Genomic DNA, 21,898 nt, shown 5'->3' with positions numbered 1-21,898 from the left:
CGGATTCAGCCCTTCAGGTCGAGAGTGAGTTTCTTGACGAAGAACGCTTCGGCGTACTTCGCGGCGGCCTCGATGCCGCGGATCCGGGCGAGCCCGAGGAACGCTTCGCGGTCGTACCAGGGGCGGTGGCGCTGCGACGCGTAGTGCTCCTGCAGCAGCCGGACCTTCTCTTCCGCGACGTCGTCGTCGAGCGGCTGGTACACCGAGGGGGCGCCGAGGTCGCCGTCCCACTTGACGATCTCGTAGCCCAGCGCGAGGTGGTCGCGGAACGCCGTCGGCACCAGCTGGGCCAGCCCGCGGTGGTCCTGGTGGGCGTCGTCGGTCCGGGGCGCCAGGATGACGTCCGGGTCGGTCCGCCGCCGCAGCTCCTCCAGCGCGTTCTTCGCCTCTTCCCAGTGCGCCGGGAACCGCCCGTCCGGCAGCTTCAGCACCGTGACGTCGAGCTCGGCGCCCGGGCAGAACGCCGCCAGCGCCGCCCGCTCCTCGTCCTCGCGGGGCGTGCCGCCGCCGGTCAGGACCAGCGCGTCGACCCGCAGGCCGGGGCGTCCGGAACAGAGGGTCAGCAGGGTGCCGCCGGCGCCGATCGCGATGTCGTCGCAGTGCGCGCCGAGGGCGACGACGCCGCCGAGTCGTCCCGGCCGGAGCCCGATCACGCGATGCTCGCCGCGGGCTGCTTCTCCCAGAGCGCCCAGGGGCGGTCGCCGTGGGTGTAGGCGTTGTCGAGGGCCGCGCGCTCCTTGACCGTGTCCGTCGGCTTCCAGAAGCCGCGGTACGGGTAGGCCAGCAGGCGGCCGCGCTTGGCCAGTTCGCCGCAGCCGTCGGCTACCAGGTCGCCGTTCTCCGGGATGTGGTCGAACACTTCCTGCCGCAGCACGAAGTACCCGCCGTTCTCCCACAGCGGCATTTCGCTCACCGCGGTGATCGAGCCGACCTTGCCGCCCTCGTCCATCTCCACGCAGTGGAACGACGACTGCGGCGGGACGACCATCATCGACGCGCCCGCGTCGGTGTTCGAAAACCGCTCGATCATGTCGGGCAGCGGGACGTCGGACAGGACGTCGGCGTAGTTCGCGAGGAACATCTCGTCGCCGTCGAGGTACGGGCGCACCCGGCGCAGGCGCTCGCCGATCGGCGACTCGATGCCGGTCTGCACGAAGGTGATCGTCCAGTCCGCGATGTCGGTGGAGAGCAGTTCGGCCTTGCCGCCGCGGAGGACGAAATCGTTGGAAATCGTCTCCTCGTAGGAAAGGAAGAAGTTCTTGATGTGCGCCGCGCCGTAGCCGAGGCACAGGATGAATTCGGTGTGGCCGAAATGCGCGTAGTAGCGCATCACGTGCCAGATGAGCGGTCTCGGACCGACCATCGCCATCGGCTTCGGGACGTCGTCGGCCGCGCCGTTGCGCATCCGCATCCCGTAGCCACCGCAGAAGAGGACGACCTTCACTTCACTGCACCTCGACGATTTCCAGGTGGGGGATGGGGAACACGAGCTTTCCGCCCCACGCACCCACGAACGAAAGCTGTTCGGTCAGTTCCTCCCGGAGGTTCCACGGGAGGACGAGCACGTAGTCGGGCCGGTCGGCTTCGATCCGCTCCGGGGGCAGCACGGGAATGCGCGTGCCCGGGGTGAACCGCCCGTGCTTGTACGGGTTGCGGTCGACCGTGTACTGCAGCAGGTCCGTCCGGATGCCGCAGTGGTTCAGCAGGGTGTTGCCCTTGCCCGGGGCGCCGTAGCCGACGACGGTCTTCCCGTCGTTGCGCGCCTCGATCAGGAACTTCAGCAGGTCCAGCCGCACGCGGGTGACGCGCTCGGCGAATTCGGTGTACCCGGACAGCTCGTGCAGCCCGGCCGACTTCTCGCGCTCCAGGACGTCGGTCATCCGCTCACTGGGCTCGCCCGCCACCTCGTCGGGACGCGCCCAGAGCCGGATCGACCCGCCGTGCGTCGGCACCAGTTCGACGTCGACGACGGTCAGGCCGCCGGTCGCGAGGGCCCGGCGCGCGGATTCGACCGTGTAGTACTGGAAGTGCTCGTGGTAGATCGTGTCGTACTGGTTCTTTTCGATCAGCGTGAGCAGGTGCTGGACCTCGATGGAGACCCAGCCGTCGTCCGCGACCAGGGCGCGCAGGCCCTTGGTGAAGCCGAGGACGTCGGGGATGTGCGCGTAGACGTTGTTCGCGGCGACGAGGTCGGCCGGGCCGTGCTCCTCGCGCACCTGCTTGCCGGTCTCCTCGGAGAGGAAGGCCGTCAGGGTGGGCACGCCGGCGTCGCGCGCCGCCTGCCCGACGTTCACCGAAGGTTCGACGCCCAGACACCGGATGCCGTGCCCGACGACGTGCTTGAGCAGGTAACCGTCGTTGCTCGCGACCTCGACGACGAAGGACTTCTCGCCGAGCCCCAGTCGCTCGACGGAGGCGTCGACGAACCGCTTCGCGTGCTCGACCCACGACGTCGAGAACGACGAGAAGTAGGCGTACTCGGTGAACGTGTCGTCCGGGTCGATCAGGGGCGGGATCTGGGCGAGCCAGCAGTCGGTGCACACCTTGAGGTGGAGCGGGAAGGTGGCCTCCGGCTCGTCGAGCTGTTCGGCGGTCAAGAATCGCTCACACGGGGGAGTGGCCCCGAGGTCCACCACGCTGGCCGTGTTTGTCGAACCGCAGAGTCGACATGTGGTCATCTACCAGGCTCCTTGGCTCGCGGGTCGCGATGTGCGCTTAACACGTCGAGCAGGGGCGGATCGTCGTTACAGCGACGCGTGAGGCACTGGTGGACCGATTCGGAACCGCAACCTGGATCACGGGAATGTGGCCGAGATCACGGACGGTACCCGTCCGGACCCGTAACGTCCACTGTGGATGGTGGCCCTAGGCTGGCCGGATGACTTCGGAAACGGGTCCCCGCCTGAGCGGGGTCGCGGGCGTGGTGCTGACGATCCGCTTCCTGACCGAGCTGGCCTTGCTGGGCGGCCTGGCACTGGCCGGCACCCAGCTCGGCAGCGGCGTGGCGCTGGCGATCGTGGACGCGGTCCTGCTGCCGTTGGTCGCGGCCGCGATCTGGGGGTTGTTCATCGCGCCGCGGGCCCGTCGCCGGCTGCCGGAACCGGCCCGCTTCCTGGTGGAGTTCGCCCTCTTCGCGGCCACCGGGGTGGTGCTCGTGCTGGTGGGCTGGGCGGTCTGGGGGATCGCGCTGGCCGTCGTCGGCATCGGCATCGCGGCGCTGACCAGGCGATTTGCCAAGGACGGCTGACTTTACCGCTCGATTACCCACCCCTCGGCGGCTAGCGTGACAGATCGGAAGCGTTCGGTCACCGGGGAGGGTGAATGGGCACGCTGAGGGTCGATTTCGCGGCGCTGCGAACGCGGGCGCAAGACCTCGAAACCGCGTTCGACGAGGCCGACGCCCTGCTCACGCGGCTCGAGCAGGAGCTCGCGGAGGCGTTGGGCGATTGGCTCGGCGACGGGCGATCCGCGTTCGCGCGACGCTATGCCGAATGGGTCGCCGCTGCTCGCCAACTGCACGCGGACCTGCCTCGGATCCGGGACTTCGTGCTCACGGCGCACGACAACCACGGCGCGGCGTTGTCGGCGAACCTGGACATCTGGCGTGGCACGGATCGATGAGGGCGGCGCGCCCCAAGGAGTCGTCGACGTCACCCCGGAGGACTTCCACGCCGTCGCACTGGAGCTCGCCGACGGTCAGGAGCGGCTGCACCAGATTCGGCTGAAGCTGTTCGCCGCGCTGGACGGCAATGCCGGCGCGGCTGGTGCGGGCGATGGCGCCGACGCTTTCGAACGCGCCTACGAGGAGGCAATGCACACCGCGGTCGCGGCGTTCTTCCGCGCCTACGACGTGCTTGGCTCGGTCGCCGCGGGGATCGACCAGGCTGGTCTGAACCACTGGAACGCCGACAACTCTTCCCACCCGCACCCCGGGCCGGCGCCGTGGACGCCGCTTGTGCCACCGAAGGCCGGCGGCAGCCCGGCGTGGCCGAGCCTGCTGGGGCCGGAGGAGTGGTGGCTGCCCCACGAGGTGGCCCGATACGTGCCGAACGCCGACACCGGAAAGCTGACGAACATCCAGCTGGCGTTCGAGCAAGCCGGCGACGCGGTGCAGGCGCTGGCCGCCGACCTCAAGAACCGGATGTTCGCGTTGGTGGAGAACAACGATGCCGCCGACGTCGACGCCCTGAACGACTTCTGGGACCGGCTCTCCGGCGGACACGATTCGGCGATCTTCTTCGTGCTCCCGCAGTTCCTCCAGAAGCTGTCGACGGCTTTCGCCGACTTCCGGGTTTGGGTCGTCGACACGCGCCAGCGCATCGAGGACTCGGTCCGTGACGTGGTCGACGGAGCTGGGCTCGGGCTCGCGATCGCGGGCATCGTCAGCATCCTCACCGAAGGCGCGTTCGACGTCCTCGTGGGCGCGGCCGAACTGCTGGGGATCGACGTCATCGGCGTGCTGGTGGGTCCGATCGCGGAGCTCTCGGCCGGAGCGGTGGCGGTGCTCGAAGGGGCGGAAGTCCTCGGCGCGGTAGCGGGCGGGGTGACGGCCATGGCGATGGCGGTCGACCGGACCCCGGAGCCGAACATCGAGCAGGCGGACACCACGAAGCTCGGTGAGGAGCTCGGTGAGCGAACCGGCGCGATCGACCAATCCGAATCCGCGTTCAACCAGGCTGAGCAGAAGATCGCCGAACGACTGGCCGGAGAGGGACACGACGTGAAGGCGCTCAAGCCGTCCACGGAACCGGGGGTTCGAACACCGGATGCGCTCGTGGACGGGACGCCGACCGAGTTCAAGACGATCGAGGCGACTGATCCGGGAAGTACGAAAGTCATGCGAGTACTCGACGATTCGGCGCGCAAGGGCGGCCAGGCGCGTGAGATAGTCGTCGACGCCCAAGGAACGTCGCTGACGAGAGAAGCCGCGCTCGAAGGTGTGCAGCGTTTCAAAGGCCTCAGGAAGGACGCCTATGACAAGATCACCATCTGGGGCGACGGCTGGACAGTTGTCGGTCCTTGAGGGCGGTGCGGGAGGTGCGCGCGGATGGCGACACATGTCGAAATATTCCTGAGGCCGATCGAGGCGGCATCCGTCCCGTCGGTCGTCGGCGAGGTTGCGGAGCTTGTGGGAACTCCGCTTCTGCGGGAACCGAAGTACCAAGACGAGGCGTATGTCGGACGGCGCGAGGACGTAGCGGTCGAACTGTTCGTCAACCACGGTTACGAAATCTATGACGACATGCCGTTCGCAACCCATCCGTACATGCTTCGCTTCCGGACCCTCGATCGAGATGTCGAGGACGCTCGTTCTTCCATGCAGAGAACTTATGACGCTTTGAAAGCGACCGGGAAGTTCTCGCTTTTTTCGACGTACGACCTGCAATACGTCATCGATGAGGACATCGAGGATCCGGCCGCGGGAACTCGGTCGTGACGGGCTGCCTCGCGGAAATCCCGCGAGGCAGCTCGTCGGTGATCAGCCGATCTTCTCGGCGGCCGGGATCACGTCGGTGCCAAACTTTTCCAGCACCGCCGGGTTGTGGACGTGCGGGACCATCCCCAGCGCCACGTCGATGCCGAGCCCGTGGAGCCGCTCCAGCTCCTTCAGCAGCTCGCCCGACTTCGAGCCGTCCTCGCCGATGTCCAGGATGTGGTACACCGTCTTCGTGATCGAGTCGTAGTCGCGGCCCTCGTTCTCGCAGTGCCTCTTCAGCACTTCGAGCTTGTGCTCCAGCTCCGGACTGTTGAACAGGTTGCACTGGTCGGCGTACTTCGCGACCAGCCGCAGCGTCTTCTTCTCGCCGCCGCCGCCGATCATGATGGGCGGGCGCGGGTCCGACAGCGCCTGCGGGACGTTCAGCAGCCTCGACGCGTCGAAGTGCTTGCTCTTGAACGGCTCGTCGCCGTCCGCCCACATCTGGAGCACGTACTGGAGGTTCTCCTCCAGCAGCTCGAAGCGCTCCGCCACCGGGGGGAACGGGAAGCCGAGGCCGCGGGACTCGTCCTCGTTCCAGCCCGCGCCGATGCCGAGGATCGCGCGGCCGCCGGATAGCACGTCCAGCGTCGTGATCGCCTTGGCCAGCAGGCCCGGGTGCCGATACAAGACGCCGGTGACGACCGTCAGGAGCTTGGCGCGCGAAGTGTGCGCCGCGATGAAGCCCAGCGTCGTGTACGCCTCGAGCATGTCGTTTTCGACGGGGCCGACCCCGCCGATCTGGAAGAAGTGGTCCATCACGGCGATGGAGTCGAAGCCCGCCTGGTCGGCGGTGCGGACGACGGCGGCCAGGTCGGCGCCCAGCGCGGACGCCCCGTTCGGCCAGGTGAAGTCGGGGATCTGCAGTCCGAGTTTCATACTTCCCGACCGTATACCTGGAGTTACCCCAGCCGCGTGCTCAGAAATCGCGGACGAGGGAAACCCTGCCGTGCAAGGGATCCGTGACGAACACCGTGCGCGTGCGCTGGTCGACCGCCACGTCGCCGGGGTTGATCCCCAGCGGCAGCTCGCCGGTCAGCGTTCCGCTCCCGCCGTCGACGCGGCTCAGCCCGTTCTGGCCGCCGTTGGTGTACACGGTGTTCGTGCCCTGGTGCACGGCGAGCGAGGACGATTCGCTGCGCAGCAACACGGTCTTGCGCTCGGTGTGCGTCGCGGCGTCCACAATGGACATGTGGTGGATGCCGGAGTTGGCCACGTACACCGAGCCGCTCTCGGTGTGCACGGCGACCGCGGTGGGCCGCGCGCCGACCTTCACGCTCGCGACGAACTCCCCGCTGTCGATGGAGAACACCTCGAGCGAGTCCGTGCCGGTGCTCGCGCAGTAGGCGAGCTTGCGACCGGCGTCGACGGCGATCCCGCCGAGGCTCGGCTTCGGGCCCGGCACGAGCGCGGACAGGGTGCAGCTGATGCCGTCGAGCACGGCGAGCGTGCCGGTGGCGCCGCTGGCCGCGTAGACGCGGTTGGCGCGCTCGTCCACGGCCAGCGCGGACGCGCCCGACCCCGCGCCGATCACGCTCACCAGGTCGTGGGTGCGGCCGTCGAGCACCACGACGGTGCCGGCCGGCGGGTTCGCGACGTAGATCCGGTTGGCCTTCGGGTCGACCGCGACGTCACCGGGAGCGCCGCCGACGCGGATCACCGCGACGGCCGCGGCCGCGCGCGGGTCGACCACCGAGACCGTCCCGGCCTCGGGATCCGTGACGTACGCGAGCCCGGTGACGGGGTTCACCGCGACCGCGGTGGGGGACCCGCCGAGGTCGATCGACCGGACGTCCTGCGCCCGCGCGACCCCGGGCAGGACGGCGACCCCGGCACCGGCCGTGACCAGCGCGAACAGCGCCCTCCGGCCCATCGGGCGACCTCGCATCGGCGCCTCCGCTCGTGATCGACTCGCCTCCCGACCCTAACCCGCGCGATCATCACGTGAAGGAACTTCGCGTCCCCCGATCGCGTTGTTTCCAGTGGGTAACCCACTTCCAGAGCGGACGGAGGCGAGCGCGTGCACGGGCACCAAAACGGACTGAAGACGGCGGTGCTGCTCGGCCTGCTGTCGGCGATCATCATCGCGATCAGCGGGCTCTTCGGCCGCGGCGCGCTGGTCATCGGCCTGCTCATCGCGCTGGGGATGAACGCGTACGCCTACTTCAACTCCGACAAGCTGGCGCTGCGCGCGATGCGGGCGCGGCCGGTGTCCGAGGTCGAGCAGCCCGCGATGTACCGGATCGTGCGCGAGCTCGCGCAGGTCGCCCGCCAGCCGATGCCGCAGCTCTACCTGAGCCCGACGGTCGCGCCGAACGCGTTCGCGACCGGCCGCAGCCCGCGGCACGCCGCCGTCTGCTGCACCACCGGCATCCTCGACCTGCTCGACGAGCGCGAGCTGCGGGCCGTGCTCGGCCACGAGCTGTCCCACGTCTACAACCGCGACATCCTGATCTCGTGCGTCGCCGGCGCGCTGGCCAGCGTGATCAGCGTGCTCGCGAACATCGCGCTGTTCTTCGGCGGCAACAACCGCGACGGCAGCCCGCTGGTCAGCCTGATGCTGATCTTCGTCGGCCCGATCGCGGCCGCCGTCATCCGGATGGGGGTCAGCCGGTCGCGGGAATACCAGGCCGACGCGTCCGGCGCCGAGCTGACCGGCGACCCGCTGGGCCTGGCCTCGGCGCTGCGGAAACTGGACGCCGGCACGCGGGCGCGTCCCCTGGTCGCCGAGCCGCAGCTCGTGTCGCAGTCGCACCTGATGATCGCGAACCCGTTCCGGCCCGGCGAGGGCCTGAGCAAGCTGTTCTCGACGCACCCGCCGATCGCCGACCGCATCGCGCGGCTCGAGGAAATGGCCCGCCGCCCGTTCTGACCCCGGCGGAGCTTTCACGTGAAAGCTCCGCTTTGAAACGCAAAGTGGAGCTTTCGTAGGGAAAGTGGCGCTTTTCCCAGCAGGTGGGAGCGGGAATCCCGATTCCGCCGACGGAGTTCCGTAGGCATGGTTTCCGCACAGCTGCACCTGGGCGTCGCCATCGACGGGGCCGGGTACCACCCGGCCGCGTGGCGTGTCTCCGCGGTCGAGCCCGCCGCGCTGTTCACCTCCGGTCACTACCTGAAGTACGCGAAGCTCGCCGAAGCCGCTTCGCTCGACTTCGTGACCCTCGACGACTCCCTGGCCCTGCAGCCCGGCGGTGAGGAGGTCGTGCGCGGGCGCCTCGACGCGCTGCTCACGCTGTCCGCCCTCGCGCCGGCGACCAGCCGGATCGGCCTGGTCCCGACGGTCACCACCACCCACACCGAGCCGTTCCACGTCTCGACGTCGGTCGCGACCCTCGACTACGCCAGCCGCGGCCGCGCGGGCGTCCTCGCGGTGCCGTCGCTGACCGACGGCGAGGCCGCGCACTTCGGCCGTCGCCCGGCCCCGTCACCGGCGGACGGCGAGGCCGAGACCGGCGAGGTCCTCGACGTCATCAGCAGGCTCTGGGACAGCTGGGAGGACGACGCGATCGTCCGCGACGCCGCCACCGGCCGGTTCGTCGACCGCGAGAAGCTGCACTACGTCGACTTCGAGGGCGACTTCTTCAGCGTGAAGGGCCCGTCGATCACGCCGCGCCCGCCGCAGGGCCACCCGGTGACCGCGGGCTACGGCGATTCGCCGCACGCCGTCGGCGCCGACGTGGTCATCACCCGGGCCGACCACCTCGACGCCGTGCGCGCCGCGGCCGCGCGGTTCCCCGGCGCGAAGGTCCTGGCGACGGTGTCGATCGTGCTCGCCGAGACCGAACAGGGCGCCCGGGACCGGCAGCACGAGCTGGACGCGCTGACGCCGTTCGAGCCCGCGGGCCTGTCCTTCGTCGGCACGCCCGCGCAGCTGGCCGCCGAGCTGCCGCGCTGGGCCGCCGAGACCGGCGTCGCCGGCTTCCACCTGCGGCCCGCCGTCCTGCCCGACGACCTCGACCTGCTCGCCGGCGAGGTCGTCCCGGCCCTGCGCGCGGCCGGCGCGTTCCGGGACGGCTACCGCGGCGAGACCCTGCGCGACCACCTCGGCCTCGGCCGGGCCGTCAACGCCTACGCCGTCACCCCGGGAGCCTGAGATGACCAAGCAGATCAAGCTCGCCGCGCACTTCCCCGGCGTCAACAACACGACGGTGTGGAGCGACCCGGCGTCGGGCAGCCAGATCGACTTCGCGTCCTTCGAGCACCTCGCCCGCACCGCCGAGCGCGGCAAGTTCGACTTCCTCTTCCTCGCCGAGGGCCTGCGGCTGCGCGAGCACGCGGGCAAGATCCTCGACTCCGACGTCGTCGGCCGGCCCAACACGACCACCGTGCTGGCCGCGCTGTCGGCCGTCACCACGCACCTCGGCCTGGCCGGCACGCTCTCCTCGACGTTCAACGAGCCCTACGAGGTCGCCCGCCAGGTCGCGAGCATCGACCACCTCTCCGGCGGGCGCGCCGCGTGGAACGTCGTGACGTCGCCGGACGCGTGGACCGGGAAGAACTTCCGCCGCGGCGGCTTCCTCAAGCGCGAAGACCGCTACGCGCGCGCCGAAGAGTTCCTGGCCACCGTGCGCGAGCTGTGGGACAGCTGGCAGCCCGGCACCCTGGTGGGGGACAAGGAGAACGGCGTCTTCGCGCGCGACCCCGGCAAGTTCGTCCACAGTGGACAGCAGTTCGACATCCACGGCGAGTTCACGCTCCCGCGGACGCCGCAGGGCCAGCCGATCGTCATCCAGGCCGGCGACTCCGACGAGGGCCGCGAGTTCGCCGCGAAGGCCGCCGACGTCATCTTCAGCCGCCACGGCACCCTCGAAGACGGCCAGGCGTTCTTCCACGACGTCAAGCGGCGGCTGGCCGCGTACGGCCGCGAGTACGGCGAGCTGCTGATCATGCCGGCGGCGACGTTCGTCCTCGGCGACACCGACGCCGAAGCCGAGGAGCACGCGCGCCAGATCCGGCTCCAGCAGGTCCGCCCGGCCACCGCGATCCAGTTCCTGGAGCAGGTGTGGAGCCGCGACCTGTCGGACTACGACGTCGACGGCCCGCTGCCCGAGGTCGATCCCGACCCGGACGCCGAGCCGCTGACCTGGGGCCGCGTCCGGCACGAGAAGGACCAGCTCGCGCTCGCGCGGAAGTGGCGGGCGATCGCGGAGGAGAAGAAGCTCTCGATTCGCGAGCTGGTGATCGAGGTCACCGCGCGCCAGCAGTTCGTCGGGACGCCGTCGACCGTCGCTTCGACGATCGACGAGTACGTCCAGTCCGACGCGGCCGACGGGTTCGTCCTGGTGCCGCACCTGACGCCGACCGGGCTAGACGCGTTCGTCGAGAAGGTCGTGCCGCTGCTGCAGGAACGCGGGGTGTTCCGCACCGAGTACACCGGCACGACGCTGCGCGAGCAGCTGTTCTAGGCGCCCGCGGCTACGGCGACTGCCTTCACGTAGTCGCCGTAGCCGGACTTCGCGAGCTTCTCGCCCAGCGCGTAGCACTCGGCGGCGTTGATGAAGCCCATCCGCAACGCGATCTCCTCGAGGCACGCGATGCGGACGCCGGTGCGGTGCTCCAGCACCTGCACGAACTGGCCGGCTTCGAGCAGCGAGTCGTGCGTCCCGGTGTCGAGCCAGGCGAAGCCGCGGCCGAGGTCGACCAGCGACGCCCGATCCTGGCGCACGTACTCGAGGTTGACGTCGGTGATCTCCAGTTCGCCGCGCGGTGACGGCTTGAGCGCGTGCGCGATCTCGACGACCTGGTTGTCGTAGAAGTACAGCCCGGTGATGGCCTTGTTGGACCGCGGCTTGGCGGGCTTTTCCTCGATGGTGAGCAGCTTGCCCGCCGCGTCGACCTCGCCGACGCCGTAGCGCTCGGGGTCCTTCACCGGGTAGCCGAACAGGACGCAGCCGTCGAGGTCGCGCACGGCGGTCTGCAGGCGGCCGGAGAAGCCCTGGCCGTAGAAGATGTTGTCGCCGAGGACGAGGGCCACGTCGTCGTCGCCGATGAAGTCGGCGCCGATCACGAAGGCCTCGGCGAGGCCGTTCGGGCTGGGCTGCTCGGCGTAGGAGAACGAGACGCCGAACTGGTCGCCGTTGCCGAGCAGCTTGCGGAACATCGGCAGGTCGGCGGGGGTGGAGATGATGAGGATCTCGCGGATCCCGGCCAGCATGAGCACCGAGATCGGGTAGTAGACCATCGGTTTGTCGTAGACCGGCAGCAGCTGCTTCGACACCGCCTGGGTGATCGGGTGCAGGCGCGTCCCGCTGCCTCCGGCCAGCACGATGCCCTTCATGAACTGCCTCCTCGGGTCCGGCGTCGGCCCCACCCTACGGGCCGGGCGCCGCCGGCTGATCGGGAAGCGCTAGAAGGCCGGTCCCTTGCCGAAGTAGGCCTTGCAGCCGGAGTTGTACTCGGTGGCGATCTCGAGGACGTTCCGGCCGTCGTCGACCGGCAGCAGCGTCGAGGAGTAGTTGGGGCAGAAGTTGTTGTAGATGCCGGTGATGTGCACGGGCGCGGGCAGTTCGTACCAGTGGCCGCTGCCGAAGTCGTCGTTGGCCAGCAGGACCTGGCCGTTGCCGGGCTGCGGCTGGCCCTTCGCGTTGGTGTAGATCTGGCCGACCATGACGATCCGGACGCCGTTGGGGCCGCCGGGGAAGAGCGCGATCGTCTGCGCGTGCTGGAAGTAGTTGCCGTTCGCGGTGTCGACGCGCGTGCCGGGGTCGGTGGGGCTGCCCCAGTTGGCGCCGTCGGGGGAGATCTTGAAGTACGGATCGCAGTAGCGGTCGCGGAAGTTGCAGATCTCGTAGGCGAAGTAGTACCGGCCGTCGGGCAGCCGGCGGATGATCGGCATGCCAGGCCGGACCCGGTCCGGCGGGATCGCCATGGTGAGCTGCTTGGTGCCCCAGGTGAAGCCGTCGGTCGAGGCGACGCGGTTGAGGACCTGGGCGTACTTCGGGGCCTGCGTCTCGTCGGCGAAGTGGAGCCAGAGCGTGCCACCGGCGTCGACGGTGAACTCGGGCTCCCAGATGCCGTCGATGTTGTGCGAACGGGCGGCCTCGGACAGGAACCGCCACGAGCGGCCGCCGTCCGGGCTGCCCCAGATCTTGATCCCGACGCGGCGCTGCGCCCCCGCGTCCTGCCGGTAGGAGGCGGCCCAGAGCAGGGTGCCCGCGCGGAGCCGGCCGACCCGCTGCGGCAGTTCGTAGATCGTGCCGCAGCACATGCCGTACCGGCCGTCGGGGTCGTGGATCGCGCCGATCTGGTGGAACGTCTCGCCTTCGTCGGTGCTCTCCATGATGGGTGTGAACTTGCCGCCGGCGTCTTCGCTGGTCAGCGAGGCGATGATGCGCCCGCGGCCGAAGATCGAGTGGTCGAGCCGGATCAGCCGCGCGTAGGAGCCGAGCCCGGGCAGGAGCTGCTTGCGCTCGGCGGCGCTCGCGGGCGTCAGTGTCGCGCCGATCACGGTGAGTGACAGCACGAAGGCGAGCAAGCGGCGCATCCTGACCCTCTCCACGCGGTGACCGCGCGATTACAGCACGCGGATCGGGTCCTTCGTGGACAGTCACACGGCCCATTCGCGCGTTAGAGGGGTTTGCTGTGCGCTTCCGGGTGACGGGTAACGTGGAGTAGTTACGAGGGGGAGCGATGAAACGCGGGTTGCTCGGTTTTCTGGTCTTGGTCCTGCTGTCCGGGTGCGGGTCGACGACGGGGTTCGGCACGATCGTGACTTCCGCGTCGGTGCCCGTGTCGCCGCCTGCGACTTCGGCCGCACCGCTGCTGAAGGACGTCCCGACGGAGACGCACACGGGCAAGGGCGACGGCGAGTTCGCGACGAGCTGGCCGGCGGACCAGCTGGGCTTCTTCACGTTCGACTGCCCGAAGTGCTCGTCGAACGTGATGGTGGACACGGACGGCGGCGAGTACGGCCTGGTCAACGCGATCGGTGCGTACAAGGGGACGACGTGGCTGAACACGGAGCCGGACCGCCCGACGACGAAGGTGACGGTCCACGCGAACGCAGCCTGGACGGCGACGATCGCGGACTACCGGAGCTTGCCGGTGGCCACTCCTGGCGCGACGGCTTCGGGCAAGGGGGATGCGGTGTTCCGGGTGCCGGAGGGGGTTCGGACGGTGGCTTTCACGGCCAAGACGCGCGGGAACGTGGCCGTTTGGGTGCACTCGGAGAAGGTCCGCGATCTGTTGATCAACGAGATCGGCGATTTGTCCAAGACGGTGGACGTCGTGGGGCCGGCTTACCTGTCGGTGGAGGGGTACGAGGCCAGCTGGACGATCACACCGTCCTGAGCGGGCACCCGGTGGCCGGGTGCCCGCGGCGGCGTCACCGGTAGTTGGTGAACTGCAGCGCGATCTCGAAGTCCTTGCCCTTCAGCAACGCGATCACGTCCTGCAGCTGGTCCTTCTTCTTGCCCGACACCCGCAGCTGGTCGCCCTGGATCTGGGCCTGGACGCCCTTCGGACCCTCATCCCGGATGAACTTCGCGATCTGCTTCGCCTTGTCCGACGCGATGCCCTGCAGGATCTTGCCGGAGATCTTGTAGATCTTGCCCGACAGCGCCGGCTCGTCGGCTTCGAACGCCTTCAGCGAGATGCTGCGCTTGATCAGCTTCTCCTTGAACACCTCGACCGCGGCCAGGGCGCGCTCCTCGGTCTCGGACTCGATCGCGATCGCCTCCTCGCCGGACCAGTTGATCGTCGTGCCCGTGCCGCGGAAGTCGAAGCGCGTGCCCAGCTCCTTGCTCGCCTGGTTGAGCGCGTTGTCCACCTCCTGGCGGTCGACTTTGCTCACGACGTCGAAAGAGGGATCCGCCACGTGTCCTCACACCTCGTACTCGCTTGTCAGGGGCCACCCAGCCTAGCCCCGGGTATCCCGGTTGACCCCCGCCGGGAGCCCTTGGGTAAGCTTCTCCCCGGCCGGTGATACCGGCCATGGCGGGTTACCCGAGTGGCCAAAGGGGACTGGCTGTAAACCAGTTGGCTTACGCCTACGGGGGTTCGAATCCCTCACCCGCCACCAGAAAGGCCCCGTGATCCGGTTCGGATCACGGGGCCTTCTCTTGTTCGGAGCGGCCGGCTCCCCTTGGGGGAGAAGGGAACCGGCCGCGGGCGGCGTTCGGGGTTACGCCGCCTGGGAAACCGGCGTTGAAGCCGGCGTCAAGGCGAGGTCCAGGACCTCGCGCACGTTCGCCACCGCGTGCACGTCGAGCTGCGAGAGCACCTCGGCCGGGACGTCGTCCAGGTCCGGCTCGTTGCGCTGCGGGATGATCACCGTCTTCATGCCCGCTCGGTGGGCCGCCAGGAGCTTCTGCTTCACCCCGCCGATCGGGAGCACCCGGCCGGTCAGCGACACCTCGCCCGTCATCGCGACGTCCGCGCGGACCACCCGGCCCGAGAGCAGCGATGCCAGCGCCGTCGTCATCGTCACGCCCGCCGACGGCCCGTCCTTCGGGACCGCGCCCGCCGGGACGTGGACGTGGATGCCGCGCTTGCGCAGGTCGCCCACCGGGAGCTCCAGCTCCGCGCCGTGCGAACGCAGGTAGGACAGCGCGATCTGCACCGACTCCTTCATCACGTCGCCGAGCTGGCCGGTCAGCTGCAGCCCGGACGCGCCGGACTCCTCGTCGGCCAGCGACGCCTCGATGTAGAGGACGTCGCCGCCCGCGCCGGTCACCGCCAGGCCCGTTGCCACGCCGGGGGTCGCCGTGCGCTGGGTCGACGCCGGGAGCGACGACTCCGGGATGTGCCGCGGGCGGCCGAGGTAGGTCTCCAGCGAAGGCGCGTCCACCGTCAGCGGCAGCGCGACCTCGTCCAGCGCCACCTTCGTCGCGACCTTGCGCAGCACCTTCGCGATCGTGCGGTTCGCGTCGCGCACGCCCGCCTCGCGGGTGTACTCGGCGGCGATCCGGCTGAACGCCGCGTCCGTCAGGACGACGTCCGCGGCGCCGAGGCCGGCGCGCTCCAGCTCGCGGGGGAGCAGGTGGTCGCGGGCGATGGTGACCTTCTCGTGCTCGGTGTAGCCGTCCAGCGTGACGAGCTCCATGCGGTCCAGCAGCGGGCCGGGGATGGTCTCCAGCGCGTTGGCCGTCGCCAGGAATACGACGTCGGACAGGTCCAGCTCGACCTCGAGGTAGTGGTCGCGGAACGTGTGGTTCTGCTCCGGGTCCAGCACTTCGAGCAACGCGGCCGTCGGGTCGCCGCGGTAGTCGGCGCCGACCTTGTCGATCTCGTCGAGCAGCACGACCGGGTTCATCGAGCCGGCTTCCTTGATGGCGCGGACGATCCGGCCGGGCAGCGCGCCGACGTACGTGCGGCGGTGGCCGCGGATCTCCGCCTCGTCGCGGATGCCGCCCAGCGCCACCCGCACGAACTTGCGGCCCATCGCCTTCGCGACGGACTCACCGAGCGACGTCTTGCCGACCCCGGGAGGGCCCGCGAGGGCGAGCACGGCACCCGAACGCCGGCCACCGACCGGGCCGAGACCCGATTCAGCACGGCGCTTGCGCACGGCCAAGTACTCGATGATGCGTTCCTTGACGTCGTCGAGGCCGGCGTGGTCGGCGTCCAAAACCGCTCGCGCCGCGGCGATGTCGTAGACGTCCTCGGTGCGCTCGTTCCAGGGCAGCTCCAGGACGGTGTCCAGCCACGTGCGGATCCAGCCGCCCTCGGGGGACTGCTCGGACGTGCGGTCCAGCTTGTCCACTTCGGCCAGCGCGGCCTTCTTGACGGCGTCGGGCAGCTCGGCACCTTCGACGCGGGCGCGGTAGTCCGTCTCGTCGGCGGTTCCGTCGAGTTCGCCGAGCTCCTTGCGGATGGCTTCGAGCTGGCGGCGCAGCAGGAACTCCTTCTGCTGCTTCTCCATGCCCTCGGAGACGTCCTTGCGGATCGTCTCGGTCACCTCGAGCTCGGCCAGGTGCTCCTTGCTCCACTCGAGCGCCTTCTCCAGACGTGCGGTGACGTCCAGGGCGCCGAGCAGCTCGAGCTTCTGGTCGGTGGACAGGTACGGCGCGTTGCCGGACAGGTCGGCGACCGCGGAGGCGTCCTCGACCTGCTGGACGGCGTCGATCAGCTGCCAGCCGCCGCGCTGCTGGAGGATCGAGATGACGACGGCCTTGTACTCGGCCGCGAGCTTGGCGGTCTGGTCGTCCGTGGTCTCGGGGGCGTCCTCGGCGTGCACCCAGCGGGCGGCGCCGGGGCCGTCGGCGATCCGGCCGACGAGCGCGCGGGACGTGCCGCGCAGCAGGACGGCGGCCTTGCCGCCGGGCACGCGGCCGATGCGCTCGACCGTGGCGACGGTGCCGTACTCGGCGTACTCGCCGTGCACGCGCGGGACGATCAGGACCTCGGCCTTGGTGGCGCCGGTCGACCGGATGCCGGGGAACGACGCCTGGCTGGGGGTGTTGGCCTGGGCGGACTCCACCGCGGCGCGCGTCTCGGTGTCGCTGAGGTCGAGCGGGACGACCATGCCCGGCAGCACGACGTCGTCATCGAGCGGGAGCACGGGCAGGAGGCGGGTGTCGGACATGTGCACTCCTCGTGTAGTTGAGTCTGCCTAGCTCAACTCTCCGCTGGGTGCGTTTGTTTCCGATGGTGCGTTCGCCCACAGCGATCAGCGAAAGCGCAGGTCAGGCGCCTGGTTTGACCCCGATGCCACACCACGCGAACGGCCGCGCCTCGGCCTCCAGGGCGTTCAGCTTCCGGTCCGGCCGCCAGTCCGGCAGGTGCACGATGCCCGGCTCCATGATCTCCCAGTCACCGAACAGGGGCTCGATCTCGTCGCGGTCGCGCAGCCACACCGGGTTGCTCGTCTTGCGGTACTGCTCGACGAACCAGCGCAGCCCCGCCAGTGCCTCGCCCTCGCCGTCGCCCTCGCTCATCTGCGAGATCGCCAGCCAGCTGCCCGGCGCGAGCTTGTCGCGGTACGCCTTCAGGAGGCCGATCGGGTCGTCGTCCGGGCCGACGAAGTGCAGGACCGCCATCATCATCAGGCAGACCGGCTGCGAGAAGTCGATGAGCCGCTTCGTCTCTTCGGCGCGCAGCACGGCCTTCGCGTCGCGCATGTCCGCCTGGACGATGCCGGCCCAGTCCGTCGCCACCTCTTCTTCGAGGATCAGCGTCGCGTGCGCGACCGCGACCGGCTCGTAGTCGACGTACACGACCTTCGCGTCGTGGTCCTCGGGCAGCTCCGCCTCGACGACCTCGTGGGCGTTGCCCGCCGTCGGGACGCCGGACCCGAGGTCGATGAACTGGCGGATGCCGGCCCGCAGCGCCGCCCGGACCGCGCGGTTCATGAACTCGCGGTTCTGCTTCGAGCCGGGGCGCACGAGCGGCCACTGCTGCTCCATGCGCCTGCCGAACTCGCGGTCCACGGCCCAGTTCTGCGTGCCGCCCAGGTACCAGTCGTAGATCCGGGCCGCGGACGGCTTCTCGGTGTCGACGCCTTCGGGCGCTCTCGGCGCCGAATCGCGCTGGTCGGTCACTGCCGGCTCCCCTCGCTGCTCCCGGAGCCAGCCTATAAGGACGGACTCCCTGGGGTAAGCCGCCAGTCGTTCAGCGGACGGCGGGCCGGCGCTGCCAGTACGTCCACAGCGGGCGGTACCCCTGCGCGTACCAGAACGGCGTCGACAGCGGGTTCGCCGCCGCGTGGTGCAGGAGGACGACGTCGGCGCCCTCTTCGTCCAGGACGTGGTGGGCGTGCGCGGCCAGCGCGGTACCGACACCGGACGACCGCGCGGTCTCCGCGACGGCCAGCGACGACAGGTAGCCGACGCGCGAGGCGTTGACGCGGTCGCTGATCCAGCCGGTCTCGCCGGGGTGCTGGACGTTCACCATGCCGAGCGGACGCCCGTACAGCTCGGCGATCCACAGTGGCGGCTCCGGCCGGTTCAGCTGCTCGGCCAGGTCTTTGGCCATGATGTCCTCGACGCCCTTGCGGAAGTTGACCGTGCCGTACTGCGCGTCGAAGGTGTGCAGTTCCAGGCCGAGCGTGACGGCGGTTTCGAGGTCGCCGGGCTCGGCGCGGCGGATCTTGACGCCGGGCGTGCCGCGCGGGCCGGCCGGGATCATCCGGTCCGCCGGGCGGACCGCGATCACCCGCAGCGGGGCGAAGCCGTGATGCAGCATCTCGCGCGTGCCGGCGGCGTCGCGGCTCGCGCGCGGCACGATCGCCGCGGTCTCGGTGTCGCCGCGCTCGGCGACCGCGCGCAGATGTTCATCCCATCGAGTGAGCAGGGCGTCGAGGGCGCCGGCCGGGCGCGGGCCGGCCAGCTGGAGGTCGAGCCGGTGCTCGGTGACCGCCCGCCACGGCGCGTTGGGCGCGTCCTGGTCGACCTGGATGCGCGAGGCGAGGGCGGAGGCGGCGGAGTCACCCGTCGCGACCCCCAGCACCACGGCGTTTTCGGCCGCCTCGAAGGGAGAAGAACCGGGGAGCAGGGGATCCACCGCCGCGAGCCGGGCCGCGTGTTCGGTGGCTATCACGTCGCTGTGCATGGGTTCATTGAAGCGCTACCCGAGCTGTCGTGTGCACACGACCAACCCCTGCATTGCCACCCGATGTTTCACCCCTTGGTCCACGCAGGTCAGCGCCATCGAGGCATTGTTAACCCTGGGGTGATCTCCTACTGTCTCGAAAGGGACACGGGTACGCCCTACGGGGTACGGTATGGCCCTTGTCCACACCCGAAGTCACGGATCAGTACCGGTGGACAAGCCGGGAGGGAAGGTCGGATGCCGGACACCAACGCCCACGGCGACGCCGTAACGCAGGCGCAGCCCGGGCCGGGAGCCGCTTCCGGGACACCGCCCGTCTCCGCCGAAGCCCGCACCGACGAACGCCGGTTCCGCGCGTACACCTTCGCCGTCCTGAGCATCGGGCTCGTCGCCGCGTTCGCCGTCGGCTCGTGGCTGCCGTTCCACTGGGACAGCAGGCTCCTGTGGATCGGGCCGGTGCTCGCGGTCGCCTTCCTGCTCGCCGAACAGCTGGGCATCAACGTCGACGTCCGCAGCGGTATCTCGTGGACGATCTCGTTCACCGAAATCCCGCTCGTCATCGGGTTCTTCGTCGCGCCGTTCGAAGTCGTGCTCGCCGCGCACCTCGTCGCCGGCATCGGCACGCTGCTGGCGCGCAAGGTCGCCGGCCGCGTCCTCTACAACGCGGGCGCGTTCCTGCTGGAGATCACCGGCGCCTTCGGGGTCGCCGGGCTGGTGAAGGTCGCCGTCGGCGCCGGGGCGGGCGACAAGATCCCGTGGGTCGCCGCGCTGGCGGGCACCCTGACCGCGCCGCTGGTGAGCACGCTGCTCGCGCTGGCCGCGGTCCGCGTGCTGCGGCGCCGGATGCGGGTCAGCACCGCCGTCCGGCTCACCGCGCGGATCCTGGTCGTCGGGTTCGTCAACGCCTCCGTCGGCCTCTCCGGCTACCTCGTCATCTCGAACACGCCCAAGGCGTGGCCGCTGGTGCTCGCCGTGTTCCTCGGCCTGACCGCGCTCTACTGGGCCTACTCCGACCTGCTGCGCGAGCAGCGGGACATGGAAGCGCTGTCCGACGTCAGCCTGATGGTGGCCCGCTCGGGCCAGCAGGCCGCGGCGCGCCCGGCCAGCCGCGCGGACGAGCTCGTCGGCGGCGTCGACGTCCGCGAGTGGGCCACGATCGCCGAGCGCATCAAGGACCAGCTCGCGGCCGGCCGCGTCGTGCTGAGACTGCGGCTCGAACCGAAGGACGCCATGCGCGTCGTCGTCGCCGGCGACGACCTGCCGCCCGCCGACCCGGCCGCCGACGACCCGCTGCTGCGCCTGCCCGGCGCGCACGTCCGGCACTTCCGGATCACCGAAGCCAATCCCGACGTCCGCGCGGCGCTGCTCGACCGCGGCGCGCAGGAAGCGCTCGTCGTGCCGCTGCGCAGCGCGAACCAGCTGCTCGGCGTCGTCGAGGCGCACGACCGGCTGTCCCGCTGGCGCGGGTTCGGCAAGTACGACGTCCAGCTGCTCGGCACGATGGCCAGCCACCTGGCGACGTCGCTGGACAACCGGCGCCTGCTCGCGACCCTGCGCCACGACGCCTACCACGACCCGCTCACCGGGCACCTCAACCGGCCGGGCTTCCGGCAGGTGGCGAAGGAACCGTTGCGGGACTTCGCGAACGCCGTGGTGCTGCGGATCGACCTCGACGTCTTCTCGACGGTCAGCGACGCGCTGGGCTACGCGTGGGCCGACCGGATGGTGATCGCCGCCGGCCGCCGCATCCGCGACGCGCTCGGCCCCGACGTCCCGCTGGCCCGCCTCGAAGGCGCGTCGTTCGCGGCGCTGCTCGTCGGCTGCCCGCCGGAGGACGCGCACGCGGCGGCGGAACGGCTGCGCGAGGAGCTGTCGGCGCCGTACCCGGTGGACCGCCTGTCGGTCGAGGCGAACGCGATGATCGGCTACGCGACGACGACGCCCGAGGAGTCCGGCGACGTCGTCGACATCGAGGGCCTGCTCCAGCGCGCCGACGTGGCTGTTCGCGCTACCAAGGGCGGCGAAGAGGTCCGCGGCTACGTGCCGAGCATGGGCCAGATCTTCCTGCGGCGCTTCCAGATGGTCACGCAGTTCCGGCAGTCCCTGGAGGACGGCCAGGTCAGCGTGCACTACCAGCCGAAGATCACCCTGCCGAACCGCCAGGTGCAGGGCGTCGAGGCGCTGGTCCGCTGGGTGCACCCGGAGTTCGGCAGGCTCGGCCCGGACGAGTTCGTCCCGGCGATCGAGGCGGCCGGCCTGATCGGCGTCCTGACGGGGTTCGTGCTCGGCGAGGCGCTCAAGCGCTGCCGCAAGTGGCTCGACGAGGGCCTGCGGATCTCGGTGGCGGTCAACTTGTCGGTCCGCAACCTGGCCGACGAGGACTTCCCGAACAAGGTCGCCCGCGAGCTGGAGCACCACGGCATCCCGCCCGAGCTGCTGACGTTCGAGCTGACCGAGTCCGGCGTGATGTCCGACCCGCAGAAGGCGCTGCCGATCCTGCGTGAGCTGCACTCGCTGGGCATCACCTTGGCGGTGGACGACTTCGGCACGGGCTACTCGTCGCTGGCCTACCTGCGGCAGCTGCCGGTCGACCAGGTCAAGATCGACAAGAGCTTCGTCTTGGGCATGGGCACCGACCTGGGCGACCTCGCGGTGGTCCGGTCGATCGTCGAGCTGGGCCACTCGCTCGGCCTGACGGTGGTCGCGGAGGGCGTCGAGGAGGACGTGGCCCGCGACCAGCTGGAGGCGATGGGCTGCGACGTCGCCCAGGGCTACTTGATCTCGCGCCCGCTGCCGGAGGACCGCCTGGAGGCGTGGCTGCAGGCCCGCACGGCGCGCTCGCCGGGCCGCCACTCCGAGACCGTGCTTACGCTGCTGACCTGAGGTTTTGTGCTAACGGGACCCCGGTTGCACGGCCGGGTGACGGGGGTTGGT

The 21,898-nt window shown here is 70.0% G+C and carries 20 protein-coding genes and 1 tRNA gene; 10 read left to right on the top strand and 11 right to left on the bottom strand.

Going from position 1 to position 21,898, the window contains the following annotated elements; all coding sequences use genetic code 11:
* Positions 1 to 5: 5 nt before the first annotated feature.
* The 3 genes from ACIQWX_RS02650 to ACIQWX_RS02640 are packed head-to-tail and all read right to left on the bottom strand — an operon-like array spanning position 6 to position 2,678.
* Positions 6 to 653 (bottom strand): PIG-L deacetylase family protein, encoded by a 648-nt coding sequence (locus ACIQWX_RS02650; RefSeq protein ID WP_400864541.1) that lies wholly within the window; start codon positions 651 to 653, stop codon positions 6 to 8.
* Positions 650 to 1,444, bottom strand: a complete 795-nt coding sequence (locus ACIQWX_RS02645) for a glucose-1-phosphate cytidylyltransferase (RefSeq protein ID WP_400864538.1) — start codon at positions 1,442 to 1,444, stop codon at positions 650 to 652. Before ACIQWX_RS02645 ends, ACIQWX_RS02650 begins: the two co-directional genes overlap by 4 nt.
* 1 nt (position 1,445) lies before the next feature.
* Entirely contained in the window at positions 1,446 to 2,678 is a 1,233-nt protein-coding gene (locus tag ACIQWX_RS02640) for a class I SAM-dependent methyltransferase (protein ID WP_400864535.1), read from the bottom strand.
* Positions 2,679 to 2,878: 200 nt separating this feature from the next.
* Between ACIQWX_RS02640 and ACIQWX_RS02635 the strand changes: the two genes are divergently transcribed.
* The 4 genes from ACIQWX_RS02635 (at position 2,879) to ACIQWX_RS02620 (ending at position 5,437) form a co-directional block, all read left to right on the top strand.
* Positions 2,879 to 3,247 carry a YrdB family protein gene (locus tag ACIQWX_RS02635; RefSeq protein ID WP_400864532.1) on the top strand — a complete coding sequence of 123 codons (369 nt, stop codon included), beginning with the start codon at positions 2,879 to 2,881 and terminating at the stop codon, positions 3,245 to 3,247.
* A gap of 74 nt (positions 3,248 to 3,321) precedes the next feature.
* Entirely contained in the window at positions 3,322 to 3,621 is a 300-nt protein-coding gene (locus tag ACIQWX_RS02630) for a WXG100 family type VII secretion target (protein ID WP_400864530.1), read from the top strand.
* Positions 3,622 to 3,811: 190 nt separating this feature from the next.
* Complete coding sequence (locus ACIQWX_RS02625; RefSeq protein WP_400869366.1) at positions 3,812 to 5,023, top strand: hypothetical protein; 1,212 nt, start codon at positions 3,812 to 3,814, stop codon at positions 5,021 to 5,023.
* A gap of 24 nt (positions 5,024 to 5,047) precedes the next feature.
* Positions 5,048 to 5,437, top strand: coding sequence for a hypothetical protein (locus ACIQWX_RS02620; protein ID WP_400864528.1), 390 nt, complete (start codon positions 5,048 to 5,050; stop codon positions 5,435 to 5,437).
* A 42-nt stretch (positions 5,438 to 5,479) separates the two neighbouring features.
* Here ACIQWX_RS02620 and ACIQWX_RS02615 read toward each other — a convergent pair whose 3' ends face one another.
* The gene (locus ACIQWX_RS02615) at positions 5,480 to 6,355 is read right to left on the bottom strand and encodes an LLM class F420-dependent oxidoreductase (protein ID WP_400864526.1); all 876 of its coding nucleotides are present in this window, start codon (positions 6,353 to 6,355) and stop codon (positions 5,480 to 5,482) included.
* A gap of 40 nt (positions 6,356 to 6,395) precedes the next feature.
* Complete coding sequence (locus ACIQWX_RS02610; protein WP_400864523.1) at positions 6,396 to 7,364, bottom strand: YncE family protein; 969 nt, start codon at positions 7,362 to 7,364, stop codon at positions 6,396 to 6,398.
* Positions 7,365 to 7,496: 132 nt separating this feature from the next.
* Between ACIQWX_RS02610 and htpX the strand changes: the two genes are divergently transcribed.
* The 3 genes from htpX to ACIQWX_RS02595 all read left to right on the top strand — a co-directional run bounded on the left by htpX (position 7,497) and on the right by ACIQWX_RS02595 (position 10,881).
* Positions 7,497 to 8,348 (top strand): zinc metalloprotease HtpX, encoded by an 852-nt coding sequence (htpX, locus tag ACIQWX_RS02605; RefSeq protein ID WP_400864520.1) that lies wholly within the window; start codon positions 7,497 to 7,499, stop codon positions 8,346 to 8,348.
* A 126-nt stretch (positions 8,349 to 8,474) separates the two neighbouring features.
* Positions 8,475 to 9,569, top strand: coding sequence for an LLM class flavin-dependent oxidoreductase (locus ACIQWX_RS02600; protein WP_400864518.1), 1,095 nt, complete (start codon positions 8,475 to 8,477; stop codon positions 9,567 to 9,569).
* A 1-nt stretch (position 9,570) separates the two neighbouring features.
* A complete protein-coding gene (locus ACIQWX_RS02595) occupies positions 9,571 to 10,881 on the top strand; it encodes an NtaA/DmoA family FMN-dependent monooxygenase (protein WP_400864515.1) in 1,311 nt (436 codons plus the stop codon).
* Here the strand turns inward: ACIQWX_RS02595 and rfbA are convergent.
* Both rfbA and ACIQWX_RS02585 read right to left on the bottom strand, forming a co-directional pair.
* Positions 10,878 to 11,753, bottom strand: a complete 876-nt coding sequence (gene rfbA, locus ACIQWX_RS02590) for a glucose-1-phosphate thymidylyltransferase RfbA (protein WP_400864513.1) — start codon at positions 11,751 to 11,753, stop codon at positions 10,878 to 10,880. The two genes, ACIQWX_RS02595 and rfbA, sit on opposite strands and share 4 nt — an antisense overlap.
* A 69-nt stretch (positions 11,754 to 11,822) precedes the next feature.
* Positions 11,823 to 12,959: a sialidase family protein gene (locus tag ACIQWX_RS02585; RefSeq protein WP_400864510.1), complete on the bottom strand. Its 1,137-nt coding sequence runs from the start codon at positions 12,957 to 12,959 to the stop codon at positions 11,823 to 11,825.
* Positions 12,960 to 13,105: 146 nt separating this feature from the next.
* Between ACIQWX_RS02585 and ACIQWX_RS02580 the strand changes: the two genes are divergently transcribed.
* A complete protein-coding gene (locus tag ACIQWX_RS02580; RefSeq protein ID WP_400864507.1) occupies positions 13,106 to 13,765 on the top strand; it encodes a hypothetical protein in 660 nt (219 codons plus the stop codon).
* Positions 13,766 to 13,799: 34 nt separating this feature from the next.
* Here ACIQWX_RS02580 and ACIQWX_RS02575 read toward each other — a convergent pair whose 3' ends face one another.
* Positions 13,800 to 14,291, bottom strand: coding sequence for a YajQ family cyclic di-GMP-binding protein (locus ACIQWX_RS02575; RefSeq protein WP_400864504.1), 492 nt, complete (start codon positions 14,289 to 14,291; stop codon positions 13,800 to 13,802).
* Positions 14,292 to 14,409: 118 nt separating this feature from the next.
* Between ACIQWX_RS02575 and ACIQWX_RS02570 the strand changes: the two genes are divergently transcribed.
* Positions 14,410 to 14,495: transfer RNA gene (locus ACIQWX_RS02570), tRNA-Tyr, on the top strand.
* 102 nt (positions 14,496 to 14,597) lie between these two features.
* Here ACIQWX_RS02570 and lon read toward each other — a convergent pair.
* From lon to ACIQWX_RS02555, 3 genes are all read right to left on the bottom strand, one after another.
* Positions 14,598 to 17,000 carry an endopeptidase La gene (gene lon, locus ACIQWX_RS02565; RefSeq protein ID WP_400864502.1) on the bottom strand — a complete coding sequence of 801 codons (2,403 nt, stop codon included), beginning with the start codon at positions 16,998 to 17,000 and terminating at the stop codon, positions 14,598 to 14,600.
* A gap of 100 nt (positions 17,001 to 17,100) precedes the next feature.
* Entirely contained in the window at positions 17,101 to 17,955 is an 855-nt protein-coding gene (locus ACIQWX_RS02560) for an SAM-dependent methyltransferase (RefSeq protein WP_400864500.1), read from the bottom strand.
* Positions 17,956 to 18,025: 70 nt separating this feature from the next.
* Positions 18,026 to 18,964 carry a GNAT family N-acetyltransferase gene (locus tag ACIQWX_RS02555; RefSeq protein ID WP_400864497.1) on the bottom strand — a complete coding sequence of 313 codons (939 nt, stop codon included), beginning with the start codon at positions 18,962 to 18,964 and terminating at the stop codon, positions 18,026 to 18,028.
* A 237-nt stretch (positions 18,965 to 19,201) separates the two neighbouring features.
* Between ACIQWX_RS02555 and ACIQWX_RS02550 the strand changes: the two genes are divergently transcribed.
* Positions 19,202 to 21,847, top strand: coding sequence for a putative bifunctional diguanylate cyclase/phosphodiesterase (locus ACIQWX_RS02550; protein WP_400864494.1), 2,646 nt, complete (start codon positions 19,202 to 19,204; stop codon positions 21,845 to 21,847).
* The last annotated feature ends 51 nt before the right edge of the window (positions 21,848 to 21,898 follow it).

The organism is Amycolatopsis sp. NPDC098790 (genome assembly GCF_044759945.1).
In the GTDB taxonomy this organism is placed as follows: domain Bacteria; phylum Actinomycetota; class Actinomycetes; order Mycobacteriales; family Pseudonocardiaceae; genus Amycolatopsis.
The sequence above is the reverse complement of the archived record's forward strand: the minus strand, read 5'-3'. Positions and strand labels throughout refer to the sequence as shown.